The organism is Microcoleus sp. B13-B6, from assembly GCF_036705405.1.
Classification (GTDB): Bacteria; Cyanobacteriota; Cyanobacteriia; order Cyanobacteriales; family Microcoleaceae; genus Microcoleus.
This window is the reverse complement of record NZ_JAUBUJ010000049.1, coordinates 7,948-33,828: the sequence shown is the minus strand read 5'-3', so window position 1 is coordinate 33,828 and position 25,881 is coordinate 7,948. Positions and strand designations below refer to the sequence as shown.

The following is a 25,881-nucleotide window of genomic DNA, read 5'->3' as shown; positions in this document are numbered from 1 at the left end:
AACCCAGAAGGCAGTTGACGGCGGTTGGTTGGGCTGCGGGCCGATCGCCCAGAAGCTGGTGGGGGGGTGAAAAATTGGCAAAAAGCTAGAATAGCAACTAAGCAGCCTCAAATTGCGTCTGCCTATTGAGTGACTTTTCGAGTTTTTCCTCAAATTTTATCTAACTTCTCCCACGTATCAATCATGTTAAAAAGTTTTTGGTTGACTTGCCGGCGTACTTGTGGCCGGGGGATTTATCTGTTTCTGTCCCTGATGGTGGCTGCGGGTATCTGGGTGGTTTCCCCGGAACCGACTCAAGCATTTTCTTTGCCTGAACTGATTTTTCGAGGCATTCAAGTTATTCAATTGTCGAATATGTCCGATCGCCAAGAGGTGACTATTGGCCGACAAATTAATCAGCAGTTAACCAACAGCGAGTTTAAGATTGACCGCGATCGGGATACTACAGAATATATCAACCGCATCGGTCAACGACTCGCTCAAGAAAGCACTCGCCCCGATATTCCTTATACTTTTCAAGTGATTGACGACGACAATATTAATGCTTTTGCGACAATGGGCGGTTTTGTTTATGTGAATAAAGGTTTGATGACGGCGGCGGACAATGAGGCAGAATTGGCCAGTGTCATCGCCCACGAAATCGCTCACATTAATGCTCGCCACGCGATTAAACAAATGCGTCAAATGGCCATAGCTTCAGGCGTAGCTTCGGCGACTGGGCTCGATCGATCTCAGGCGGTTCAGATTGGGGTAGAATTGGCTTTGCGGCGCCCCCACAGTCGCCAAGCTGAGTATGAAGCCGATCAGTTGGGATTGCAAACTATGGGGCGAGCGGGCTACGCTCAATCTGGGATGGTTGATTTTATGAAAAAGTTGCTCAACAAGCCTTCTCCTCCGAGCATTTTAAGCACTCACCCGGCTACTGCCGATCGTATTGCTGCTATTTCGCAGGCTATAGATCCGGATCTTGCTAGCGGTGAAGGTTTGAATAATGAGGATTACAGGCTAGAAATCCGCAGGCTTTTAGGTTCGTAGAAATGTAAATCAGCCAGGCAATCTCTTCTCTTCTCTTCTCTTTTCTTACTTCGCGATCTTCGCGTCTTCGCGGTTCGTTAAAAAACAAATCCAGTTACTAGGGTAAGTCAGCAGCAAGTTAATTGCGATTTAATAGATATCACATCTTGCACCATTCTCAAGAACGGGCTCTCCGGCCCGTTCCACAAGAGATAAATTTTCTTGTGGAACAGGCCGGAAAGCCTGTTCATAAAATAATTATTGACAATGGTGCAATATCTAAGATAGATCAAACTTAAACTGACGCACCCTACAACTACAAATTGATTTAACACTGCTGTTGAACAATAGAATCGATCGCAGGTTGCGGGGGTGCAATCGGCTGCGGCTTCAATTGCCGAACAACTTCGTCAAACGGCAAAATTCGGACTTGATTGTTAAATACATTTACTTGATAAACTCTGCGGTAGCTGAGGTCAAATCCTGTCAGCCAGCCGCTTTTGGGATGATAAGCACCCGTGTCAATATCCAACCACCCTTCGCCCCTGACTAATTCGCCCGGTCTGACCCCATGAAAGGTAAAGGTGATCGTGTGACCGGTGATAATTAATTTATTGGGAAAATAGGGTTTCGGCATGGTGTGAAATTCCCTGCGAATCCAACAGAGTTGTTCGATCGACTGTTCATCGATCGACAGATGGGGGTCAACGCCGGCGTGAACCAGCCAGATGTCCCCTAAATCCAGGTGCGTGGGGAGCGATCGCAGCCACTCTAAGTGTTTATACGGCATCATCCCTGTATCTCTGTAGCTGGCTACTGTCGCATCGCCGCCACTGTAGAGCCAAGATTGCCACGCTCGCATATCCATCGGCGTTCCCGACAAAGCCTCCAGCATCAGTTGTTCGTGGTTGCCCAACAGAGTTTGGTAGGGGCTTTGCTGCACAAAATCTAATACCTGAGCGCTTTTGGGGCCACGATCGATTAAGTCTCCCAAAAAATAGACGCGATCGTTCGAGCTGGGGGCAAGTGCCTCTAGCAGGGTCATTAAGCCGTCGTAATGCCCGTGTACGTCCCCGATAACAATGCGCCGATGCTCCATTGTGTTTATCCGCTTCCCTGACTCAAAAGCCCCATCTCTAGCTTATAGCATCTGATTTTGCTGTTATTTGCCTCCCCTCTTTTACGGTGGAGGGGTGTCACCCATTATAGTGCTTTTTATAAAGATTCTGTAAAGCTCACCAGTCTCTGTTTGCGTAGCTACTGGTAGAAACACAGGCAAGCTGTTAATTGTGCTTCTGCAACTGCTGTTACTGAGGCAAAGCTTTGAGTTATTTCACTCTTTAGGGTGCATCAGCGATTAGCCGACCGATTAAGTCGAAAATAATCCTAGCTGACCACCCTAAAATACGATCGATCATTAACGATTGTTACTGAGTCAAAGCTTTGAGGAATGTCTGGAGTTCTGCCAAAAAACCTTTCTTTTTTAAGGGTTTGGCAGGTGTGGTGGAGTCAGGATCGGCGCTGGGGAGAGAAGCGGCTAAAATCCGCTCTAAATCGTCTCCGACTGGTTTTTGGGCGGTTTCAGAAATTAGTTCGTATTGGTCGTTTGTTTCCAGCCACACTTGCCACGATTGGGGGTAGCAGCGGAATAAAGCAGCAGTGTCTAGGGGTCTGATGTAGTAGCAGGATTCAATTTTGCTGAGGAATCGATCGCGCAATTGGCGGCCCGCATAGCCTATACCTATGGTGGCAACATCTTCGAGGCGCGGGTTGAGTAGAATTACTGGGCGACCGGCCGCAGCTATGTAAAGTTTTTCGACTTGGGCAACTTCTACGGCTGCTGGATTGATCAAAAGGAAAAGTTGATCTTCCGGCGCTATTTTATCTTCAACAGGAGTGCGACTGCTGCCTAAATCAGTGACTTTAAACGGTGTTTCTCCCCAGTCACGGCGCGCGAGGGCCGCAGCACCGGTGTCGGGAAAAAAGACTTTTACTCCGGGGTAGATTTCCTCAAATTCTGGGAGGAATTGTAAGGTGATAGACTGTGCTTGTAGGGCGATTTCTGGAAATACTAATTCGACTTGCAGTAGAGTTTTGCCGTCCGAGAGGGCAGCGGCGGTGGCAATGCGGGATTGGGCGATCGCCTCGTTGAGATCCTTGGGCAGTTCTGTCATTAATTTAATTGTTTTTACTCGACTTCTCTCAATCTAATTTTACCTGAGATATTGCACCATTCTCAATTACCTATTTATGAACGGGCTCTTCGGCCCGTTCCACAAGAAAATTCACTCTTTGTGGAAAGGGCATCGGGCTTTCCGTTTAGGAACAGGCTTTTCGGCCTGTTCCACAAAAAAAATTGACTCTTTGTGGAACGGGCATCTTGCCCGTTCTTGAGCATAATGCAATATCTAAGTTTTACCGCCTCAAGCAACAAAAGCTAACACCGACACTGGCGAACCTGAACCTCCCAAAAGGCGCAATATTCCGATAACTAAAGTAATTTCAGCCGCAGGTAACAAGTCGAGATTTGCTAGATTTTCCAGCACTATTCGCTGCGTTTCCAATACCAATTTATTAACCACAAAACTTTCATCTCGCCCGGTATCGACTCCGTGAGTGTCGGTTCCAACTCCCGCGATAGAGCGTTCTTCTAGCAAAAATTGAGTTGCTGCTTTGCCAAATCCCGGAAAGTGGCAAATTCCGCGATCGTCTCGGTTGAAAAATGCTTTCTCGTCCTCCCATTTTTCTTGCCAGCCAGTATACAATAAAACTAGATTTCCCGGTTCTATAAGTTTGTGCTGCCGTTCCCAAGTCAATATATCATCAATTGTTAAAGTGTAGTCGGGATTGGCAAGACTTTGCTTTCGGATGTCGATCGCAATTGCGGGCACAACGAGTGACTGCGGGGAATAATTATCAATGCTGGCGCCTCCTGCATAAAAGCTGTTGGGTGCGTTGATGTGAGTGCCGCTGTGTTCGCCCATCGAGAATTTTCGCAGGAAATACCCGTCTGTTTCTATTTGAGATACTGTGGCAATTTCTGTCGCTGGATCTCCGGGCCAAATGGGAATATTTGGGTGAATTGAATGGGTTAAGTCTACAATTTTGCTGTAGGCGATCGTTTTGAGATTATTTAAGTTTAATTGGTTTGTCATATCGTTGGCGATTGTTTTTGAAGTATTTAACCGCAGAGGGCGCAGAGGGCGCAGAGTTAGAGAAGAGAGGGATGGATAATTCGGATACGAATGGATTTGATATCATTAGGTAAAGTAGATTGATTATTTATTAAACCTGGTTGATTTTTTGACCGTCTGCGATCTCAATCTAAAATCTAAAATCTAAAATCTAAAATTGGATTAGCCGATCGAGCGTTGCTTCCATCACATCCTTTGTTTGCCCGGAAACAGTATACACCAAAGCTTCTCGATAAACTCTCCCGGCTGGGTGTACCGCACCGTTAGCAGCGCCACTAGAAACTGCAACCGCAGCGTGCCCGCAACGCACCGCTAAATCAATGGCTTGAGCTCGCAGCGCTAATTGTTCTGCTTTGGAGCTATGTTGAGATTGTGGGAAATTCTGTTTTAGCCGATCGAGCTTTTGCTCTAGTTTTTGACAAGCCGCCGTTATAAAAGGTGAATTCTTAGCAGCCGCCGCTGCAGCAATTACATCTAATCCGGCTCGAATACAGCCAAAAGTAGCCGGAACAAAATTCAGTATATTTTTGGTGTCGTTTTCCGAAATCCAGCCGACAGGTTTAACTGAAATTATTTCCGATTCATGCAGCAACCAATTATCGAGAGTTGCTGTCACAGTATTAGTCGAGTTCATGGCAATTAACTGCATGATTTCGCTACAAGCTATTTTACCATATTCGCCTTCAATATTGGCAAAAGGCACTAAACCGAAAACAGCGCGTTCGTCAGGAAGTACCGCCGCTACAATAAACTTTTGAAACAAGCTAAAACCTGTTACCCAAGGAACTTTTCCTGACAGTAAATAGCCCGCTTTTGTGGGAGTTGCGGTGACGGCCGGATTGCCCGATCGCCTTAAATGCGAAAACCCAATACCCAAGCGTAACTCTTTTTGGGCGATCGCGGGCAAGTATCTGCTTTTTAGCATTTCATTGTCGCTGTTGGCAATCATCGCAGTGGCGCTGTGGTGCTGAGTTTGCAGGAAAGACAAAGCGCCGGAATATCGAGCCGTCAATTCCTGATATTTGTAAAAAATCTCCGGTGCAATTTCGGCACCGCCCCATTTTTGGGGAACTCGCAATGCTAAGAGCGATCGATCTTCCAATCCAGCAATTGCTGTTTTTAGCGCTTCCGAGTCGCTGTCGATAATTTCCGCGTGGGGTGAAACGCACTTTTGCAGGTAAGTTTCTGTGCTGTTTAGAATATCTTGAAAATCCATGTTTTATAATTATTTTATAGCAGAGGTAGGGACGCGGCAGTGCCGTGTCCCTACTTATTTCCTCACATTGTGCACCCTTATCAAGAACAGGCAAGATGCCTGTTCCACAAGAAATAAATTCTATCTATTGTGGAACGGGCCGGAGAGCCGATGCCTGTTCCACAAGAAATAAATTCTATCTATTGTGGAACGAGCCGGAGAGCCCGTTCATAAAAGGCTTGTTGAGAATGTAACAACTAACTTATTTCCACACTTTCCAAGGAGCCTTCCCTTCATCCCAAAGTTCGTTTAAATACTTGTATTCTCGAAAAGTATCCATCGCAAAGAAAAAGCCGTCATGACGGTAAGCCATCAACTGTCCGTCTGCAGCCAAACGCTGCATCGGCTCCTGTTCTAAAATACAATCATCTCCCCCCAAATAGTCAAATACCCGGCGGTTAAATATCATATATCCAACACTGATCCAGCCATCTATTTGAGGTTTCTCAGAAAACTGTACTACGCGGCTATCGCTGTCTACATCCAAAATTCCAAAGCGAGAAATCGGGCGAAATGTAGTGACAGTTGCCAGCTTCCCGTGAGACTTGTGAAAATCCATCAAGGCGTCAATATCGACATCAGCTACTCCATCGCCGTATGTCACCATGAAATTCTCGCGATCGATATATTTTTCGATTCGTTTTACCCGCCCTCCCGTCATGCTTGCCGCGCCAGTTTCAGCCAGTGTCACCTTAAAATCTTGTTCGAGATGTTCCTCGTGATAAGTGATGATATTTTGGCGTCCCAGACAGATAGTAAAGTCATTGTTCATGGCTTCATAATTGAGGAAATATTCTTTAATCATGTTGCCGCGATAGCCCAAGCACACAATAAAGTCTTGGAAACCGTAGTGTGCATATATCTTCATGATGTGCCAAATAATTGGATGCCCCCCCACCTCAACTAAGGGTTTGGGACGAAATTCTGTTTCTTCTCTGAGACGAGTACCGAGACCACCTGCTAGGATAACTACTTGCATTTTTTCAATTTTTTAAAGATGATCAATTAATTTATCATCAATAATCAGTGATTTAGTCAAAGAATTATTAACTTTTTCTCATAGTGAGTGAAGCTTTGTAAACCACAGAAATCACAAACTATTCTCAATAATCGTATGCTGGGTGCCCAGCCCCCTCTATTTGCGTCTATTTATGAATAATCCTAGGGTGCGCGCGGAGAACCATGTATTTAAATATTGCGGGCAATTTCTACTTAACCGTAGGTCGCGCACTGCACACCGTATATTTAAATGCGGCGCGCTATTTCTAACTTATACCAATTTTTTATGAGGTTGCATAGAATCCGATTCCCCCTAGCCAAGAGGGCGGGCACGGGGGCACCGCCCCTACTAAGGGGGGGACAAGATTCTTCTCTTTCGTCCCCCTTATTAAGGGGGAGTAGGGGGTATGCGAGGGGGATCGAGATATGTGCAACTTCACATTAAATTGGTATTACGAATGGTAGATTAGGAAATAGACAAACAAAGCCAACACCTCTACTAAATATAAGGAAGAGATTCAACAGCAATGAAAACTCAACTCGATCGCCTAAAAAAGTTTTTAGGTATCCTGTGTGCGATCGCCTCAATAATTATATTATTCCAATCGGCTATACCGGGTGTTTACGCCACGGTTGTTGCACCGAAAATCTCAACCATATCACAAACCACCATAGCTTTTGTACCCAACATACCGGGCGGCGGATTAGACTTTCACGAATCAGCAGGAGGACACACTTTAGAGAGACACGTTGGTAAAACAGAAGCACAACTAGCACAGCGACTCGCAAGCGAAACGAGAATTCCTGCCGCATCTTCTTTTACTGATCGTTCCGTCGCCGAAGCGGCTATTGCAGAAGCAATGAACAGAAATCAAAGTGCGATCGACTCTTGGGTGAAAAGTCGAGGCAATCGTTATACGATCGACTACAATGCCAACAGAATAATTGGCATTACTGTGCGTCGCCGCGCCTCCAAAGCAACTTCAACATCTCGCCTGAGAATCGTCCTCCAGCGCCGCGCCAAATTACCTCCCGGATACTTTATTCTCACAGCTTATCCCCAATGATCGATCAATTTCCTCATTTAACCCAATTTTTCAGTTCCTACTTTCACCAAGACTGGCCGTTAGAAGCTGACACTCCCAGCGATGTAGTGAACAACTACCGCAGCAGCGAACCGCGCCCAAGTGTTGAAGCTGCATCGCAAGAGATCAGCAAACTGCTAGAAATGCCGATCGCCCCCGCCGATTTAGAAGCATTCATCCTCGATGAATTAGGGTGTTACTACGACCCACAATCCGAAAATCAAACAGTCCGAGAATGGTTGGAATCGGTGCAAAAATCTTTGAATAATCCCAGCTAAAATCTATATATTTGTAAGGACGCGGTAGTGCCCTGTCCCACAATTTGTCTATATATTTGTAAGGACACGGCGCCGTGCCCAATGCGTGTCAAATTAAGCTTTTCGTCCGCTAGTCCTCGCGCCTACCCGCCAGTCCGCCAGGGAATGAATTCCACGGGGCTTATAGCCAAAGTCCTCTAAAAGAGGACTGAATAATTCATTAGTCCTCTTTTAGAGGACTTCAGCTTTGAGGCAGGGGTTTCAACCCCTGTCGGACTATCGGTTTAACGTTAAGTAGACACCAATGGGCTTTTGGAGTGTCTCTACAAGTTGTTCACAATCTAATAGGATAGCTAGCTCACTTGCTAACCGTCAATAAGTAGCCTTCGTGGACGTTGAAATTAGGGATAACATAAGCCAAGCTGCCGCTACCCACGGAAAAACTTTCTTCTTTAACGGTGACAAGCTTTGGCACGGATCCTTCTTGATTGTTGGGAATCTTTTCTAACTTTAGAGTTATTTTCTGACCCCTTTGAATACCTAGCTGCTCCAAATTGCCGAGGGTTAATGTTACCGTTGTTGCTGAGGAAAAATTGGGGTCGAAATAACCTAAAAGTACCTGTGCTTTACCTTCAGGATTTGACTTGCTGGCTAAAGCGACAAGGCGATTGTTATTTGACCAACTCCGCACCCGCGAATTAACTCCGTCAGCATAAGCTTTGTAAGCCCACCAAGCTGCTCTTGGCTCAAAAGTATTAGGCGTGACCATCCCACTCAGCGTATTATTGAAGCAATTGCTAACTTTATTTGGCCCTTTAGTATCCCAACAAGCTCTGCAAGCACCGTCAGCTTTTGCATACTCTAAGTTATACAAATAACCTAAGATTTCCCCCGGCTGGTACTGCGCTAAGTTCCCGACAATTTCGTTGACGTAAATTTTTTGCAATTTCAGTTCCTTGTAAGAGGGACTTTGCTGAAAATTGCGTTTAGCCTCAATTACGTGATCGTCAACAAATAAAATCATCGTGTCGTTAAGTTCGTGCCATGAGAGGAAATTAACTTCAAGTTTGTTAGCCTTGCAGTAATCCAAAAAAGCGGCGAGATATTCTTTGCTGTAGCGGCCGAGGCTCGGCCCGCCAATCATTGCTGACGGCCCCAATTCTTCCCGCAAGATTTTGTAAGCTCTTTTGTAAGTTTCAAAGAATTGTTCTCTGCTTCCGTTCCAAAATGGATCTTTCCAATCTGGCTCATTCCATACATCCCAAATAATTTTTTTGCCTTTATTTTGCTGAGCTAATTGCCGCACGAATGCTTCCCAGGCGGGGTAGTTTTGATAGGGCCAGCCATTGGGATTGCTACCGTAGCCCCACAAGTCGCTAACTACTAACTGAAACTCGGCTCCGCTGGCGATTATGCGATCGTAGATATCGAGTCTCCCCGCCCGCCAAAGTTTGGGCTGCAAGGGTTTGATAGAACTATCCGGGGGTTTTGCGGTATCGATTCCGTGCAGGATGCCGCTCATGGAAATTGTACCGGTGGCTGGCTGTCCAAAATCTACTGTAACGTTCGATCGCAGTTGGGCGATCGCTCTTGGCTGTCCCAAATAGGCTATTAACAGAACAGTGACAATAGCTAAACAAATTGGCAGCAGTTTATTAATACGTGGGAACTTGAATGTAAATTGCATATCTTTTCTTTGGTTGATGTTTTGTGGAAGGGGCCGGAGAGCCCGTTCCTAAGAATGCTGCAAGAGCTCAGTTTTAACGAACCGATGAAAACACTTCAAAACCCTGTATTGATTCTATCACTTGTTGCCACGATGGGGAGTTGATCAGCTCGTTGATATCGAAATTAACTCCTTTTTCCGCAGCAAAAACACTAAAATTTTGCACCCAATGAAAGATAGTTTCTGTGGTCAAATAAGGTGTGCAGGCCCAAGCAGATTGCAAATTGTTCACCATCTCGGACATATCTCCCCGATCGTAAGCCTCCCAAGCTTTCCACACTAAATAATAGTGTTTCAGCAGGCTATCCACTTGCTGTAGCTGCTTTTTGAGTTTCGGACTAATAGAGAAACTGTCGTTCTCATCGTCACTTACCAATGCCTGTTCAATTATTTCTCCATATTCCCGAAGCATCCGTTCTTCTTTGAATAGTTCTTGGGCTCGCGCTTTGCACGCTTGTCCTGCAAGTCTACGCGATTCGGGATTTTCGGCCCATATTTCCAGCGTTTCTACTAACTCTTTTACTGTTCCTTCTGGGTCGATTGTAGGATCGGGGAGCAACTTTCCTGTATCTCCCAATTCTTCAGGAATCCCGCTGACTGCTGTGGCAATTACAGGCAATCCTTTTGCCATTGCTTCCATAATTGCTAGCGGCATTCCTTCTGCTTGGGAAGATAAAATAAAGATGTCGCTGGCGTCGAGCCAATCAGCAATATCCCAGCGCTGTCCTAAGAATTTAACCTGTTCTTCTACTCCCAATTTGCTCACAGTTGCTCTTAATTCAGGTTCCAGATTGTCGTGAGTAGTAGACCCAGGCCCGGCCCAAACAAAGTAAATTTTGGACCAAATTGGACGATTTTTCAATTGGGCGATCGCCTGCAATTGATACTGATATCCTTTAAGTGGAGTCAATCTCGCCGCTGTAAAACAAACGACAGCATTTTCAGGGATTCCTTGTTCTTGACGCAGGCGTTGGCGTGTTGAAAGATTCGGCGGTTCAAAATAACTGTTAGGTCTCCCATAATAAATAAGTTTGCCTCGTTTTAGAGGCACTTTAAAAATTCTTTTGAACAAGTTTAAATTTTCCTGGGACACTGCTACTACTGCTTTGGCTAAACCGTACTGATAGGAGACAGCCTCCAAATAGGGAATTTGATCGCCCCGATCGAAAGTTTCATAATTGCGATCGATATAACCGAGAGTAACTATGTACGGTATATTCTGCTTAATAGCAACTTGTTTGGCCGCAAAATTGGCTATCGGCGAGCCGTCGCTAAATATAATTAAATCCGGTTGAGCCTGCGCGTAAATTTTTTCAGCATCGCCTAAATTGTAAGTACCTCGCAAAAACTCTTTTATTGTGTCAAAATCCAGCCAAATATGTTCTATACCTAACTGTTTTTGTTCGGCAATTAAAGGGTGAGAAGCTTTAGTTTGAACGCTAATAACTTGGTAGCCTTCGGCTACTAATTTACACATCAGCGAGTGGTTGAACTGAGCTAAACCTCCCACTCCGTGGTCTTCCGCGTACAGTAGTAGGCGGGCTTTTTGCGGTTGGGAAATCGAAATATGTGCAGGTTGAAACTGAGGAGTATTGTTAGCAGCAACCACTACGATATCTTGCCATTCTTTTAAATTGGTTAAGGCATAAGTATCAAAGTCGAACCCGTATTCTTGCGAAACACCCCTAAAAGTTTCTAACCATCTAAATACTGTTTCCGTACCTGTAAAAGGAGTGTAATGAAGAGATTTCTCCAAACACTCGACCATCTCTGCCAAATATCCATCACGGTACATCCGCCACGCTAGCCATACTAAAGACCTGTAACGTTCCTCGCGTTTCAAGTCGCGGATGTACTGAGGTAAGTCTAGCCGCGCGAAAAATTGCTCCATCACAATTTCCATATTTTTCATTAGTTTGGAGCCGCTGGACATGAGATTACTGTCGTGCTGGCGATAGCAGGTTAATATCTCTTTTAACCAAACTGACTTGCAGCCTTTTAAAGCTAAACGTAGAACAAAATCTAAATCTTCGGTTGGCGGCAAGCGATGATCGAAACCCCCCAAGCGTTCCCACCACTCTCGCCGCAGCATCATGGCGCTGGGACGCGCTGATTTGTACAAAACAAAAGTTTCTAAATCTAATTTTGGTGATTCTTCCCAAGGCTTTACTCCATAGATGCCTTCGTCGTTTTTGCCAACGATCAGCCAACCTGTTTGCACCAAATCTAATGTGGGGTCAGCGTCAAAGCAAGCTACTTGTTTTTCTAGTTTTTCTGCTAAGAAGAAGTCGTCAGCATCTAAAAAAGCTAAAAATTCCCCTTTGGCTAATTTGCAAGCATTATTTCGAGCAATTGCTGATCCTTGGTTATCTTGATAGATGTATTGAATTAAATCGAGGTAAGGTGCTAAAACTTGGCTGGTATTGTCTGTTGAACCGTCATCTACGACGATAATTTCCCAGTTTTCATAACTCTGACTGAGAACGCTCTCTACGGCTTTGAGAATGTAGCGCTCGCAGTTATAAGTCGGGATAATGACACTGACGCGTACTTTTTTGGGAGTGATGATACTAGCTATTAACTGTTTCCATTCTGGTAATTTTCCCATAGCAATAGCCTCGATTTGGCAGCCGTAGGTCTTAGCAATTCCGGTGATGCGCTTTACCCAATCTGCTATAGTTGCTGTCAGGGAGTACGGGGTATAATCCAAAGATTTTTGCAAATAGTCAGTCATTTCTGCCGGATAGCCACTGTAGTAGAGTTGCCACGCCATCCATGTCAGAGCCTCATAAAAAGCAAGCTTTTCTAATTGGCGGATGTCCTCTGGTAAGTCGGCTCTACTGAAGAAATTTTGCTTTAATTTAATACAAAGGTTTGCCTGTTTTATCGCTCTCTGGATGGACACATTTTGCCCGTGCTGGCGGTAGCATACTGTCACTTGAGGCAACCAAACAGCTTCGCACCCAGATAGTGATAAACGCACAATTAAGTCGGCATCATCTACTGAATCATACTGAGAATCAAAGCCACCGACTCGTTCCAGCCACGCCCGCGAAAACATCATGGCGCTGGGAAGTAGGGGCATATAAACAATCCAGGTTTTTAAGTCGAGCTGAGGAAAGTATTCCCAGGGTTTTATATCGCAAATACTTTCGCCTTGCTCTTTAACAATTCGCCAGCCACTATTAACAATGCCTAGTGATGGCTGAGCGTCAAATAACGCAACTTGTCCAGCTAACTTATCGGACAAGAAAAAGTCATCTTGATCTAAAAAAGCAATTAATTCACCTCGGGATTCCTGAATTCCTCGGTTGCGGGCGGCAGCTACTCCTTGGTTTTCCTGATAAACATAGCGAATTTTTTCAACATAAGGCTGCAATGCTTGGCGGGTGTCGTCGGTTGAGCCGTCGTCTACGACGATAATTTCCCAGTTTTTATAGGTTTGGCTGATGACGCTTTCTACCGCTTGCGCGATGTAGCGAGCTCCATTATATGCTGGAATAATTACACTTACTCGCGGTGTCGGATTTGCTATTGACATGAGTTTGCTCGGTGATAACGAATGGTTTGGGAACACAACACAGATTTAGACGCCGATACACAGATTTTTGATCGTTGTTGGGCCTGTAAAATACAATTTTACTGATATTTGTGGCTATACTGCTGACAGCAACCTAAATTTAAAATGTTCCTCGGGTGTTTTAGGGGAGAAAAAATACAGATTCAATGCCCTGTAACCCCTGTACCAATTGTTGCCATTCTGCTGAGTTAGTCAGAGAATATGTATCTAAATGATGCCCTTTTGCAGATGAAAAATTGCCAAAACATTCTATCCAGTTTAACATCGTTTCTGTACTCAAAAAAGGCGTACACTGCAAAGATTCTTGAAGGCTATTTTGCATCCCGATTAGATCTTCTTGACAGTAAGCGTGCCACGCTTTCCACACTAAAAAGTTGTAGCGCACCCGGCTTTCTACCTTAGCCATCCACCCCTGCACCTGTGGTTGAGTAACAAATTGATTTCTTTCGCAATCGGAAAGTAAAGCTTTTTCGATCGCCTCAATCGACTCTGCCAACATCCGTTCCTCTTTAAACAGTTTCTCGGCCCGCTGCTTGCAAGCTTGACCGATTTGATGCCGCAATTGTGGATTCATCGCCCAAGCTTCTACAGTTTCCGCCAATTCCCTCGCTGTTCCCTCCGGATCGGTATTCGGATCGGGCAACAACTTCCCAGTATCGCCGAGTCCTTCTGGAATCCCGCCCGCTGCCGAAGCAACTACGGGCAATCCTTTAGCCATCGCTTCCATGACTGCAAAAGAAGGTGCTGCATCGCCGAGAGATGTCAAAATGAATATGTCGCTAGCATCCAGCCAATCTAGGATATCCCAGCGCTGTCCGATCAACTTCACGCGATCGCTCACTCCTAACTCTCTAACAGCTTCCCTCAATTCTCTTTCTACATCGCAATAGCTTCCCTCACCATTCCCGGCCCATACAAAATACAGTTTAGACCACACGGGAGATTGTTTCAACTGCTTGATTGCTTCGATCTGATACCGATGCCCCTTAACGGGTGCCAATCGAGCAGATGTGAAACAGACAATCGCATCTTCAGGAATTTCTAACTCTTGCCGCAGGCGTTGGCGAGCCGAAGGATTAGGAGGTGCAAAATATTCAGGAGAGCGCCCCAAGTAAATCACTTGCCCCTTATCTTTGGGTAAATCAAAGTCATCGCGCAATAAATTCAAATGTTCATAAGCGCCAACAATCACCGCTCTAGCTTGCAGGCACTGATACAGCACTCCCTCTCGATAAGGCACTACATCCCCGTAGGCAAAATTTGCGTGATCTGGCATGACTAACCCGATTACCATCATGTATGGTATTCCCATCTGAATAACTACCTGTTTAACTGCAAAATTGGAATAGGGCCAGCCATCGCTAAAAATAATCAGATCAGGTTTATTAGTAGAAAAAATCTCTTGTGCATCCTCAGTATTTCTTAACACCCGCGCTAAATCTCTATGGCTGCTAAAATCCAGCCACAAGTGCTCTATACCTAACTCTCGTTCTCGCTCAAGCAAGGGGCTAGAATGTTTGGTTTGCACGCAAGTGACTTGATAGCCCAACAAGGCTAACTGACAGAGAATGGCATGGTTGTACTGCGCTAATCCTCCCACGCCCGGATCGTCGGCGTTGTAGAGTAGAATGTGCGTTTCCCTACGGAATAGCTTCGCTTCACGCGGTTTTGAAGGTGTGGGAATAGAACTCTGTTGAGATTGGGGCGGATTAGTCATCACCATCAGAATTATCTCTTGCCATTCCACTAACTTACTCAGCGAATAAGCATCAAAATTTTCACCGTATTCTTCAGAAGCTATCTTAAAAGTTTCCAGCCAACTCACCACTGTTTTTGTGGGCGAAAAAGGCGTATATTGCAATGATTTTTCCAAACACTGGGCCATCTCTGCTAGATGACCGTCGCGGTACATACGCCAGGCCAGCCACTTGAAGCATAGATAGCGTTCCTGGTTTTTTAACTGGCGGATTGACTCAGGCAAATCAGGTCGATTAAAGAATTCTTTCATCAAAATTTCTGTATTCTTCATTAGCGGCAAACCGCTTGACATGATATTAGACTTATGCTGGCGATAACAGGTAAGAATCTCTTCTAACCAAACTGCTTTGTACCCCTTTAAAGTCAAACGCAAGGCAAAATCTAAATCTTCTGCTAGCGGAAAGTGATCGTCGAAACCGCCCAAATCTTCCCAGCACTTTCGGCGCAGCATCATCGCACTAGGACGCACACATTTAAATATAATAAAGCTTTCTAAATCTAATTTAGACGCTTGCTGCCAAGGCTTAATTTCAAAAATATCTTTCCCTGTTTCATCGACCATCAGCCAACCTGTTTGCACCATATCTAAGGTGGGGTCAGCGTCAAAGCAAGCTAGTTGTTTCTCTAGCTTGGATGGTAGGAAATAGTCATCGGCATCTAGAAAGGCTAAAAACTCCCCTTGCGCTAGTTGGCAAGCAATATTTCTGGCGGCTGCTACTCCTTGATTTTCCTGGTATATGTAGCGAATTCTGTCAAAATAAGGCTGCAATACTTCCTGCGTGCGATCGCTAGAACCGTCATCTACAACTATAATCTCCAAATTAGTAAAAGTTTGGGACAGCGCGCTCTCCACCGCTTGTACGATGTAGCGAGATCCATTATATACAGGTATAATTACGCTTACTAGCGGTGTTCGAGTAGGTGTTGACATTATTTAGCTCGCTGTTAACCTATGATTATCTAGTTTATATTAATGTCGCGGACATTCAGCATTATTCTGTGTTCGGTAGCTCTACTTACAAAAACTTGAACATTGGGAAATTGTAGCATATAATTTTACATGGAATGATTACTCAAAAGGAAAATAAAAAATGAATTCAGAAACAGTGCAAGTGAATTTCCAGCAGCAGGCAGAAATTTATTTGGCTACAGGGAACTTCGATCGGGCGATCGCACTTTGCCAACAAGTTTTGGCATCTGAACCCAATTCAGCAGAGACTTGCAAGACCTTGGGAAAGGCGCTGCAAGCTCAGGGTAAACTAGAAGACGCAAGGTATTGGTATAAAGTTGCGATCGCTCTGCAACCAGATTTGGCCGAAGCTTTTGCTAACCTCGGCACTCTCTGCGCTACTTTGGAACAGTGGCAAGAGGCGATCGCCTGTTACCAAAAAGCCATCTCCCTGCAACCAAACTTTGCAGGATTTTACCGTAACTTGAGCCGGATATTTACCCAAGTCGGTAAAGCTGAAGAAGCAGCAGACTGTTGGTATCAAGCACTCATGGTGGAACCGATAGAGATAGCGGAAGAATATCTCGATTTAGGTAATACTTTATTGGCGCAAAACAAGCCAGAAAAAGCGCTGACTTGTTACCACCGCACGATTTATTTAAACCCGAGTTTTTGCGAAGCTTACTGCCAATTAGCAGAAGCGGCTAGCGAGCTAAAGCAGTGGGACGAAGCTATTGTTCACTACCGCAAAGCTATTCAACTCCAGCCGGATATTTCGGATTTTCATTACAAATTAGGCAATGTTTTGCAAGCTAAGGAACTCTGGCGCGAAGCGGAGGCTGCCTACCGAAAAAGTATTGATTTAAATCCCAATTCTTTTTTGTCCTACTACAACTTAGGCAGCGTGCTGCTCAAGTTAGAAAAATGGCAAGAAGCTGCGATCGCCTACCGCACGGCTGTTGAAATTAACCCGGATTATTCTTGGTCTTACTACAGCATCGGTGCAGCTTGCGATCGATTAGAAGAATGGTCTGAATCCGCCGCAGCTTACCAGCGCGCTACTGAATTAGATCCGAATTTTTTCTCAGCTTTTCACCAGTTAGGGGATGCTCTTGTTAAACTAGAAAAGTGGTCAGAAGCTGAGGCTGCATACGAACGGGCGATCGCACTAAATGCGGATTTATTTTGGTCTCATTATAACTTAGCTTTGACTTTAGTTAAACTTCAAAAGTTTGAAGCCGCAACACTCGCTTATCGGCGGGCGATCGCACTCAATCCAGAATTCTCTTGGACTTACCACAATTTAGGAGCAGCGCTGTTAAAAACCCAACAGTGGAAAGCCGCAGCTACCGCTTACCAACGTGCTATTGAACTTAATCCCACTATTTCGTGGTCTTATTACAATTTAGGCGATGCTTTGAGTGGAAGTCACGCATGGAACGATGCTGTTTCCGCCTACCTTTGTGCGATTCAAATCGAGCCGTCTCTACCGGGAATTTACCTAAAGTTAGGTGAGGCTCTAATTAAAAGAACTCCGGTAGATTCAGATGTAGCAACTAGCTACTATCACCACCAAATGCAGCCGCAGCACGCTCCTGAATTTTACTGCGAAATAGCCCAAAAGTTTGCTGATAGCGATCGGCTTAACGAAGCCATAATGTTGTACTTGATGGCATTAGAAATTAGACCCAAAGATCCAGAAATATCCAAAAAATTAGAGGATATTTTAGAAAAACAGCGTCAAACAGGGGAATCTAGTATATTATTAGAGTTAGAGGCTAAGGATATTCGCGATCGCTATATCGCCCGAGTCGCCAAAGGCAAGACTTTTGCAGAAGTCGGCGGCTTGTGGGGAACTGTCAGCGAAAAAGTATCTGTAGCTAGCAAATACGGTGCTGTTTCTCTGACAATGATTGATGCCATGCCGGCCTCCCTCCAGTGGTGGCAAGATTTTCACGATCGCATGACAAGTTTAAATATTGCTAATTATCACTGTATCAATCAAGATATCACTCAGATTCAGCTTGCCGACATTGGCGAGCCTTACGATGTAACTCACTGTGCAGGAGTTTTGTACCATCACCCCCATCCGTTGCAGATTTTAGTTGCCTTGCGTCAGATAACTCGCGAGCATTTAGTTTTCACTTCAGTTATTACCCAAGAAGTAATAGAAAATGAGTTGGGACGCTATGAAATTCCCGCTTCTGGAGTAATGTTTATTCCAGCTTTGGACGACGCTGAACGAGCTCTTTTAACAGCTTACTGGCGACCATACATCAACAACAACCAACTTATAGGGATAACTGAGAAAGCAGTTTTTGACATGAACGATTTTGCGCCGTGCTGGTGGCTACCTACAGCTACTGCTTTAGAAGCTATGTGCGAAGTCGCGGGATTTAAGGTTTTAGATAAAGGATTGACTTGGAACAATAATGCTCTGACTCTGCTGCTGGGGGTTTGAGGATTGGTAAACGAACAATAACAGGACTTGCTTATGCACAAACGGCTAAACACCCGGTTTATGAGCGGATTCCTCGTTTTCTTTTCCCAATATTCCTACTAGAAACCGGGTGTTTTCCGTAAGTCCTAAATACAATAGCTGCCAACATTTTTTGTGTAGAAAACAGGAACTGGGAAATAATCAATGAACAATCACCAACCAGGGACGCCGCTAGGAAACATTTTAGTAGTAGACGATACACCAGAAAACCTGCGTCTCTTGTCTACAATGTTGACTCAGAGGGGGTACACCCCCCGCTGCGTGATTAACGGAAAAATGGCTTTGAGAGCCTGCAATTCTAATCCACCAGATTTAATTTTGCTCGACATAATGATGCCGGAAATGAACGGCTACGAAGTCTGTCAGCACTTGAAACTAGAAGCAAAAACTCGCGAAATCCCGGTAATTTTTATCAGCGCTAAAGATGAAGTATTTGACAAAGTAAACGCATTTACTGTGGGAGCTGTTGACTATATCAGCAAGCCATTTCAGTTTGAAGAAGTGCTCGCCCGTATCGAAAGTCACCTCAGCCTACGGAATTTACAAAAGCAGCTAAAAGAACAAAATATGCTGCTGCAAGAAGAAATCACTAGCCGCTTAGCAGTCGAAAAAACTCTTCAGGAAAAAAACCAAATTTTGCAACAAGAAATCCGCACGCGTTGCGCCGTTGAAAAAGCTTTGCAAGAGCAAAATTTGGTACTCCAACAAGAGATATCCCACCGCCAGCGCGCCGAATCTGCTCTCTTAAAATCTAACCAAGAATTGGCGCGTTCAAATGCAGAACTAGAACAATTTGCTTATGTGGCTTCTCATGACTTGCAAGCGCCTTTAGCAACCATTGCTAGTTACGCTCAACTTTTAGAAAAACGCTACAAAGACCAACTCGACAGCCAAGGTAGTAAGTTTATCGGCAATATCGTTCAGGGCTGCACCCGAATGCAAACTTTAATTGACGATTTACTCGAATATTCGCGCGTTGGCAGGAGTCGGAAACCTTTTGAACTGACAGATTGCAATCACGCAGTCGAGCAAGCACTCGCGAACCTGCAAGGGGCGATCCGCGAGAATAAAGCCGTTGTCACCTACAGCGAATTACCAACGGTAATGGGGGATATTTCTCAACTCGTACAGCTATTTCAAAATTTAGTCAGCAATGCGATTAAATATCGCCACGATGCACCGCCTGTGGTTCATATTACCGCTGGCAAACAGGAGGAAAACTGGTTAATTTCTATCTCAGATAATGGAATTGGGATTGCTCCCCAGCATCAAACACGTATCTTTCAAATTTTCCAGCGCTTGCACACTCAAAGAGAATATTCTGGGACAGGTATTGGTTTAGCAATTTGTCAAAAAATTGTGGAACTTCACGGCGGATGTATCTGGGTGGAATCGGAACCGGAGCAAGGTTCTACGTTTCACTTTACTCTCGCTTAATTGAGGCGTAATTTCGGTAAAATGTATCAGCTATAAGGTAGAAAAAATTAATTACTTTCTCTCTTATAAACCCTAAACGAGATGATATAATCTCGAAGTTAATAATATTTAATATGGGAGAGGAAAGCCTTGAATAATTGGGAAGGATTGTGAGTATTGGGGTGGGGAGAGGGGCTACAGTTGCATTGCTTTTTTTAGTGGTATAAATTACCAGTTATAATAAAAATTATTTTCCGTTGACAGTCTAGTTCGTGCGTGATATAATTTTAATTATTAAACATGATTTTTGTAACGCTTGCTTACTCTCCCCAATCTGAGGATAGATGTATGTGTACGGGCAATTGAATGACTGCCCTAAAAATAAAAGGTAAAATTCAAGTTAGTTTAATATTTTCTGGGTGAAAAATATTATGAAAGCAGTTTTTAACTTAGCTTTGCCTCCTATCTGCTTTAAAGTTCTCTTAGTAGAAGACAACCATCACGAAGCTGAGCTGATTGAAGATTTGCTGTCAGAAATTGGCGGCGCGCAGCGTATAGTGCTGACGAAAGTAGAGCGCCTCAGCGAAGCGCAGCAGCGATTGAATGAAGAAACTTTTGACATAATTTTATTAGACCTTTCACTGCCAGATAGTCTGGGAATCGAGACGGTGGCTCGGGTACAAGAGTACGGGGTAAATGTGCCGATCGTAGTTCTGACCGCCCAAAACGACGAAGAACTTGCCCTGCGGTTGATTTCGGTGGGCGTACAGGATTATTTGGTAAAAAGAAAAATCGACAGCGAACTGTTAATTCGATCGCTCCGTTACGCCATAGAACGCCAGAACAGTCAAGATGCTTTGCGAAAAAGTGAAGAAAAATATCGCTCGGTGGTGGCAAATTCCCTGATCGGCATTGCCATCATCGCTCCAATTATTGACAGCGAAATTCCTCTCAATGGCCACTGGATAGAAGTTAACGATGCCCTGTGCAGTTTGCTGGGCTATGAGCGCTACGAACTCTTGCAAAAGAATTGGCTAGAGTTGACTCATCCAGAGGATTTGGAGGCTAATTGTGAAAATTTTTCTCAGATGTTAGCAGGTAGGCTCGACGGTTACATCTTAGACAAAAGGTGGCTCAGAAAAAACGGCGAAATAGTTCACACGCGAGTTTCCCTGCGCTGCATCCGCCGCCAGGACGGGTCTATCGACCGGATCATCGAAGTAGTGTTGGACGTGAGCGATCGCTACCGATACGAAGCAAAACTGAAAGCGTCAGAAGAATTTTTAAACCACACCATAAATGCTACGCCCGACCCAATTTTTGTCAAAGACGAGCAACACCGCTGGATGATATTAAATGATGCTTTTTGTCAGTTGGTCGGCAAATCGCGCCAAGAACTGATCGGCAAATCCGATTATGACTTTTTTCCCCAATCAGAAGCTGCTGTTTTTTGGACAAAAGATGAAGAAGTATTGACAACGGGGATCTGCTGGGAAACCGAAGAACAATTCACAGACTCGGCCGGGAAAGAACACATAATTTCTACAAAAAAAAGCGTCTTCAAAATAGCAGACGGCAGTAAAGTAATAGTGGGTACAATTAGAGATTTTACCGAATACAGACAGCAACAAAAAGCCCTGGAACAAAGCGAAGCTCGCTTTCAAAAATTGGTAGCTAACCTGCCGGGAACAATTTATCAATTACGAAGGTCAGCCAATGGAAAAATGTCTTTCCCCTACATCTCTTCAGGCAGCCGGCAACTCTACGAATTAGAGGCCGAAGCCATAGAGGAAAATGCGGAACTAATTTCCAATGGAATTCACCCAGACGACCTCTTAGATTTAAAAGCATCGATGGCAATTTCAGCTACTACGCTGGAACCTTGGCAGCAGCAGTGGCGACAGACTTTGCCATCTGGAAAAGTTAAGTGGCTGCAAGGAGCTGCGAGACCAGAAAGGCTCACTAATGAAAGCAAATCTGGCAGCGAAGGCGATATTATCTGGGACGGTTTAGTGATGGATATCACTGAATTAAAGCAGGCACAAACAGAGCGAGATCGTTTTTTTACCATCTCCTTAGACTTGCTTTGTATTGTAGGTTTTGACGGTTATTTTAAACGTTTAAACCCAGCTTGGTCAACAGCTTTAGGCTACAGTATTAGTGAATTGTTTGCCAAGCCAATGATCGAATTTGTTCATCCAGACGATCGAAAAGCCACCGCAGCCGAAGGAGCAAAACTAATAGCGGGTACGTCCAGTATCTCCTTTGAAAACCGCTACATCTGCAAAGACGGTTCTTACAAATACTTCCTGTGGACGGCATCGCCATTTAGCGAAGAAGGTTTAATCTACTCAGTCGGTCACGACATTACCTCTCGTAAACAAGCAGAGTCCCAACTCCAGCGACAAGCAGTAGCAATGGCCGCTGCTTATGACGGAATCGCCATTTTTAATAATAATAAACAATGTATTTATTCCAACGAGGCTTATCTCAAAATGTACGGCTTGGCTAGCCCTAGCGAACTGTATGGTAAGAAATGGGAAATGCTCTACAGCAAAGCAGAAAATCTATTTTTTGAACTACAAATAATGCCGAGGCTCCTGCAAAAAGGGTACTGCAATATAGAAGCTACCGGTCAGCGCCGGGACGGTACTAAGTTCCCGCAAGAATTGTCGCTAACAATGCTTTCGGGTGGCGAAATAATTTCTATAGTCCGCGATATAACTAATAGAAAACAGGTAGAATCAGCCCTGCGAGCGAGCCAGCGCCGCTACCAAACTTTAGCAGAAGCATCGCCAGTTTGCATATTTCACACCGACACTTTGGGAAATTGCCTTTATGTCAATCAACGGTGGAGCGAAATTACGGGATTAAACGCCGAATTAGCAGCAGAAATTGGCTGGATGAATGCCATACATCCCGATGATGTGGATCGGGTGAAAAATGAATGGCATCGAGCAATTATTGAGAAAATTCCTTTTAAATCAGAATACCGCTTTCAGCGTCCAGACGGTCGTGTAATTTGGGTGATAGGTCAGGCAATTGCAGAAATCGGAGACAAGCAGGAAATTAAAGGCTATATCGGCACTATTACTGATATTAGCGATCGCAAACAAGCAGAATTAGATTTGCTGCGAGTTACTCAAGCGGTGGAAAGCACCAGCGATGCGATCGGCATTGCTGACTTGACAGGGCGATCGCTATACCACAATCAAGCCTTTGTTCAACAGTACGGCTACACCGCAGAAGAACTAAACACAGCAGGCGGATTAACAGCAATTTACCCCCAAACTAAAGTGCTGCTAGAAATGTTTAAAACGATCCGTAAAGGCAAATCTTGGCAAGGCGAACTCAAAATCAACACTAAAAACAACAAACTGGTAACAACTTTATTTCGCGCAGACGGCATTAAAGATGAAACTGGTCATTTAATCGGGTTAGTGGGAGTAATTACCGACATCACCGAACGCAAACAAGCGGAGATGGCACTGCAGCAGCAATTAAGGCGAGAACGGCTGGTAGTTGCCATGCTCGATCGCATTCGCTCCTCCCTAAATTTAGAAGAAGTCCTGACAACTGCTGTCGAACAAGTGCGGCAATTTTTGCAAACAGATCGCACAGTTATTTACCGATTCAATCCCGACTGGAGCGGTCTTGTAGTTGTCGAATCTGTAGCAAAAGATATAAGTTTGCTGCAAAACTTTGACAATTTCGATCCGTGTTTTGGAGAAAAATTTGTTGATGTTTACCAGCAAGGCTATATTCGCGCTATAGAAAATATTTACGCGGAAAATATGAGCGAATGTCACATTAAATTTCTAGAACAATTTGGAGTTAAAGCTAACTTAATAGTGCCGATTTTACAAGCCAGAGAAAGCATTTCCCAGGTCCAGCAGACGGCAGAAAATCAGCTCTGGGGACTCCTGATCGCCCACGATTGCAGCGGCCCCCGTTCCTGGGATTCCTCAGAAATAGAATCCCTCCGGCAATTGTGCGTGCAATTGGCGATCGCGATCCAGCAATCGACGCTATTTCAACAAGCACAAACGGAAATTGTCGATCGCAAACTTGCAGAATCTGCCCTCCAACAAGCTGCATTAGCCGCAGAAAGCGCCAACCGCGCCAAAAGCGAATTTCTTGCCAATATGAGCCACGAACTACGCACCCCTTTAAACGGGGTTTTAGGTTACACTCAAATCCTCAAAACCGACAAAGACTTAAGCTCAGATCACCAAGAAAGTCTCAGCAATATTCAACAGTGCGGTCAACACCTGCTGATGTTAATCGACGATGTTTTAGATCTTTCCAAAATTGAAGCTAGAAAAATGGAACTCTACCCGGAAGAGTTAAATTTTATAAATTTTATCAAAAACATTGCCGATCTCTTTCAGATGCGGGCCTCTCAAAAAGAAATTTTATTCAATTACGAACAAGTCTCTCCCCTGCCTAGCTGCGTTCGTGTCGATCCCAAAAGATTGCGCCAAATTCTCATAAATTTACTCAGCAATGCCGTTAAATTTACTAACAGTGGTGGTGTGACTTTCAAAGTCGGCTATGTCGGCACAGGGGCCTGGAGTCGAGGGCAAGGAGAAAATTATGAGTTCTCGACTTTGAGTTCGGAACTGAAAGAAAATTATATGCGCTTCGCCCACAATGCGATCGCAGCCAAACACGCTTTAAAAATCCGCTTTCAAGTCGAGGATACCGGCACGGGCATAGACCAAAGCAAGTTAGAAGAAATATTTTTGCCTTTCCACCAAGTAGGAGGCAATACATTTGTTGAAGGTACAGGTCTCGGACTCTCGATTAGCCAGAAATTAGCGAAACTAATGGGTGCCGAAATTCGCGTCCACAGCACTTTGGGAAAAGGCAGCACTTTTTGGGTAGATTTAGAATTACCAGCAGCTAAACGGTACTTGGAGGTGTCTCCTTTGCAGGAAAAACGCTGGCTTGTCGGTTTTATCGGCAACAAGCGGAAAGTGCTAATCGTGGATGACAATCAACTGGATCGCGATTTGTTGTGCAGGCTGCTGCGGCGTTTGGGATTTGAGGTTGCAGAGGCCCAAAACGGTCAAGAATGCCTCTGCAAAACAGTTGAATTTCAACCGGATGTGATTTTAATGGACTTGCGGATGCCTGTAATGGATGGCTTAGAAAGTGCCAGAAAACTGCGGCAGTTGCCGGAAGTAAAAGATGTTGTGTTAATCGCTATGTCAGCTAGCGTTTTCGAGGCTACGCAGCAAGATAGCATCCTCGCAGGGTACGATGCTTTTCTTCCCAAACCGATCGAAGCAAATCACTTTTTGGAACAGTTGCGCGTGCATTTGGGACTAGAATGGATTTATGGGGAATCTTCGGAAAACAAAAAGCGCAAAACTCCCAGTTTGTCACCAGCCTCTGATTTGCCTGCTTATTCTTCTCTGTTACCAGCAGCTTCTGAGTCAGTAGCAAAACTTTTGAAACTCGCAGCTATGGGCGACATTGAAGAAATTTTTGAGGAGAGTGCTAAGCTGGAGAGTTTAGAACCTAATTTAGTGCCGTTTGTCTCGAAGCTGCGCCAACTTGCTAAGGGATTTCAGCTCAAACAAATTCGGAATACTTTAAACCAATATATCGACGAAAAATAGTATGACTATCATGGTTGAGAGCTTGGCTGGATACATATAATTTAGATGTGCAGCAACTTACCGCCGCGTTATTGAGCCGGATATCTGGCAATTGTCGATCGCGCAATTGTCAGTGCAGGCCGCTGTAACTCCCAACATTAAACAAGTTATTTTACCGCTTCAGAAGTTGTATCCCAGAGTCCGAGCAACTGCTGTTAAATGCCAGATATCTTTGGGTAAACCAGAGATTTTGAGTAGCGCCGGATCGGGTTCGATCCTACCGTGTTTTGTACTCTTTCAAACAAGATTTTTCTGGTAAACTAAAGTGGAAAGTTGCTTTCCATCCCTAGACTGAAGTCCCAGGGTTTGCCGGCTATTTTTTGACAAGAGAGTTTTTGAGAGAGTTGGGATTGAAATTACTTTGCCTCATAGATTTTGAGCGCCTCCTGTGGCTCCCCATTACCCTGTTTTGTACTCTTTCAAACAAGATTTTTCTGGTAAACTAAAGTGGAAAGTTGCTTTCCATCCCTAGACTGAAGTCC

Annotated in this window: 15 protein-coding genes; 7 read left to right on the top strand and 8 right to left on the bottom strand. The window is 44.6% G+C overall.

Annotated elements, in window-relative coordinates; genetic code table 11:
• Nucleotides 1-183 precede the first annotated feature (183 nt).
• Nucleotides 184-1,035 (top strand): M48 family metallopeptidase, encoded by an 852-nt coding sequence (locus QUB35_RS21270; protein ID WP_333143734.1) that lies wholly within the window; start codon nucleotides 184-186, stop codon nucleotides 1,033-1,035.
• A gap of 307 nt (nucleotides 1,036-1,342) precedes the next feature.
• On the opposite strand, the gene QUB35_RS21265 is transcribed toward QUB35_RS21270, so the two are convergent.
• The 4 genes from QUB35_RS21265 to QUB35_RS21250 form a co-directional block, all read right to left on the bottom strand.
• Entirely contained in the window at nucleotides 1,343-2,113 is a 771-nt protein-coding gene (locus tag QUB35_RS21265; protein WP_333143733.1) for a metallophosphoesterase family protein, read from the bottom strand.
• Between the two features lie 328 nt (nucleotides 2,114-2,441).
• A complete protein-coding gene (locus QUB35_RS21260; protein ID WP_333143732.1) occupies nucleotides 2,442-3,188 on the bottom strand; it encodes a DUF1995 family protein in 747 nt (248 codons plus the stop codon).
• Nucleotides 3,189-3,437: 249 nt separating this feature from the next.
• On the bottom strand, nucleotides 3,438-4,169 hold the full coding sequence (locus tag QUB35_RS21255) for a cyclase family protein (RefSeq protein ID WP_333143731.1): 732 nt from the start codon (nucleotides 4,167-4,169) through the stop codon (nucleotides 3,438-3,440).
• A gap of 190 nt (nucleotides 4,170-4,359) precedes the next feature.
• Nucleotides 4,360-5,424, bottom strand: coding sequence for an acyl-CoA dehydrogenase family protein (locus tag QUB35_RS21250; RefSeq protein WP_333143730.1), 1,065 nt, complete (start codon nucleotides 5,422-5,424; stop codon nucleotides 4,360-4,362).
• A gap of 95 nt (nucleotides 5,425-5,519) precedes the next feature.
• Here QUB35_RS21250 and QUB35_RS21245 point away from each other — a divergent pair, with 95 nt between their 5' ends.
• The gene (locus QUB35_RS21245) at nucleotides 5,520-5,657 is read left to right on the top strand and encodes a hypothetical protein (RefSeq protein WP_333143729.1); all 138 of its coding nucleotides are present in this window, start codon (nucleotides 5,520-5,522) and stop codon (nucleotides 5,655-5,657) included.
• An 8-nt stretch (nucleotides 5,658-5,665) separates the two neighbouring features.
• On the opposite strand, the gene rfbF is transcribed toward QUB35_RS21245, so the two are convergent.
• A complete protein-coding gene (gene rfbF, locus QUB35_RS21240; protein WP_333143728.1) occupies nucleotides 5,666-6,442 on the bottom strand; it encodes a glucose-1-phosphate cytidylyltransferase in 777 nt (258 codons plus the stop codon).
• Nucleotides 6,443-6,989: 547 nt separating this feature from the next.
• Between rfbF and QUB35_RS21235 the strand changes: the two genes are divergently transcribed.
• Together QUB35_RS21235 and QUB35_RS21230 are read left to right on the top strand one after the other, a co-directional pair.
• Nucleotides 6,990-7,529 carry an RNase A-like domain-containing protein gene (locus QUB35_RS21235; RefSeq protein WP_333143727.1) on the top strand — a complete coding sequence of 180 codons (540 nt, stop codon included), beginning with the start codon at nucleotides 6,990-6,992 and terminating at the stop codon, nucleotides 7,527-7,529.
• Nucleotides 7,526-7,825, top strand: coding sequence for a contact-dependent growth inhibition system immunity protein (locus tag QUB35_RS21230; protein ID WP_333143726.1), 300 nt, complete (start codon nucleotides 7,526-7,528; stop codon nucleotides 7,823-7,825). Before QUB35_RS21235 ends, QUB35_RS21230 begins: the two co-directional genes overlap by 4 nt.
• Before the next feature lie 337 nt (nucleotides 7,826-8,162).
• Here QUB35_RS21230 and QUB35_RS21225 read toward each other — a convergent pair whose 3' ends face one another.
• The 3 genes from QUB35_RS21225 to QUB35_RS21215 all read right to left on the bottom strand — a co-directional run bounded on the left by QUB35_RS21225 (nucleotide 8,163) and on the right by QUB35_RS21215 (nucleotide 15,799).
• Complete coding sequence (locus tag QUB35_RS21225) at nucleotides 8,163-9,491, bottom strand: GH39 family glycosyl hydrolase (RefSeq protein ID WP_333143725.1); 1,329 nt, start codon at nucleotides 9,489-9,491, stop codon at nucleotides 8,163-8,165.
• Between the two features lie 73 nt (nucleotides 9,492-9,564).
• Nucleotides 9,565-13,071: a glycosyltransferase gene (locus QUB35_RS21220; RefSeq protein ID WP_333143724.1), complete on the bottom strand. Its 3,507-nt coding sequence runs from the start codon at nucleotides 13,069-13,071 to the stop codon at nucleotides 9,565-9,567.
• A 160-nt stretch (nucleotides 13,072-13,231) separates the two neighbouring features.
• Nucleotides 13,232-15,799, bottom strand: a complete 2,568-nt coding sequence (locus QUB35_RS21215; protein WP_333143723.1) for a glycosyltransferase — start codon at nucleotides 15,797-15,799, stop codon at nucleotides 13,232-13,234.
• 160 nt (nucleotides 15,800-15,959) lie between these two features.
• Between QUB35_RS21215 and QUB35_RS21210 the strand changes: the two genes are divergently transcribed.
• From QUB35_RS21210 to QUB35_RS21200, 3 genes are all read left to right on the top strand, one after another.
• Nucleotides 15,960-18,278 (top strand): tetratricopeptide repeat protein, encoded by a 2,319-nt coding sequence (locus tag QUB35_RS21210; protein WP_333143722.1) that lies wholly within the window; start codon nucleotides 15,960-15,962, stop codon nucleotides 18,276-18,278.
• A 183-nt stretch (nucleotides 18,279-18,461) separates the two neighbouring features.
• Complete coding sequence (locus tag QUB35_RS21205) at nucleotides 18,462-19,754, top strand: ATP-binding protein (protein WP_333143721.1); 1,293 nt, start codon at nucleotides 18,462-18,464, stop codon at nucleotides 19,752-19,754.
• Between the two features lie 410 nt (nucleotides 19,755-20,164).
• Nucleotides 20,165-25,360: a PAS domain S-box protein gene (locus QUB35_RS21200; protein WP_333143720.1), complete on the top strand. Its 5,196-nt coding sequence runs from the start codon at nucleotides 20,165-20,167 to the stop codon at nucleotides 25,358-25,360.
• The last annotated feature ends 521 nt before the right edge of the window (nucleotides 25,361-25,881 follow it).

Excerpts from the sequence above, each read along its gene's own strand:
- QUB35_RS21270 (WP_333143734.1), top strand. The coding sequence starts at position 184 with ATGTTAAAAAGTTTTTGGTTGACTTGCCGGCGTACTTGTGGCCGGGGG.
- QUB35_RS21265 (WP_333143733.1), bottom strand. The coding sequence starts at position 2,113 with ATGGAGCATCGGCGCATTGTTATCGGGGACGTACACGGGCATTACGAC.
- QUB35_RS21260 (WP_333143732.1), bottom strand. The coding sequence starts at position 3,188 with ATGACAGAACTGCCCAAGGATCTCAACGAGGCGATCGCCCAATCCCGC.
- QUB35_RS21255 (WP_333143731.1), bottom strand. The coding sequence starts at position 4,169 with ATGACAAACCAATTAAACTTAAATAATCTCAAAACGATCGCCTACAGC.
- QUB35_RS21250 (WP_333143730.1), bottom strand. The coding sequence starts at position 5,424 with ATGGATTTTCAAGATATTCTAAACAGCACAGAAACTTACCTGCAAAAG.
- QUB35_RS21245 (WP_333143729.1), top strand. The coding sequence starts at position 5,520 with ATGCCTGTTCCACAAGAAATAAATTCTATCTATTGTGGAACGGGCCGG.
- rfbF (WP_333143728.1), bottom strand. The coding sequence starts at position 6,442 with ATGCAAGTAGTTATCCTAGCAGGTGGTCTCGGTACTCGTCTCAGAGAA.
- QUB35_RS21235 (WP_333143727.1), top strand. The coding sequence starts at position 6,990 with ATGAAAACTCAACTCGATCGCCTAAAAAAGTTTTTAGGTATCCTGTGT.
- QUB35_RS21230 (WP_333143726.1), top strand. The coding sequence starts at position 7,526 with ATGATCGATCAATTTCCTCATTTAACCCAATTTTTCAGTTCCTACTTT.
- QUB35_RS21225 (WP_333143725.1), bottom strand. The coding sequence starts at position 9,491 with ATGCAATTTACATTCAAGTTCCCACGTATTAATAAACTGCTGCCAATT.
- QUB35_RS21220 (WP_333143724.1), bottom strand. The coding sequence starts at position 13,071 with ATGTCAATAGCAAATCCGACACCGCGAGTAAGTGTAATTATTCCAGCA.
- QUB35_RS21215 (WP_333143723.1), bottom strand. The coding sequence starts at position 15,799 with ATGTCAACACCTACTCGAACACCGCTAGTAAGCGTAATTATACCTGTA.
- QUB35_RS21210 (WP_333143722.1), top strand. The coding sequence starts at position 15,960 with ATGAATTCAGAAACAGTGCAAGTGAATTTCCAGCAGCAGGCAGAAATT.
- QUB35_RS21205 (WP_333143721.1), top strand. The coding sequence starts at position 18,462 with ATGAACAATCACCAACCAGGGACGCCGCTAGGAAACATTTTAGTAGTA.
- QUB35_RS21200 (WP_333143720.1), top strand. The coding sequence starts at position 20,165 with ATGAAAGCAGTTTTTAACTTAGCTTTGCCTCCTATCTGCTTTAAAGTT.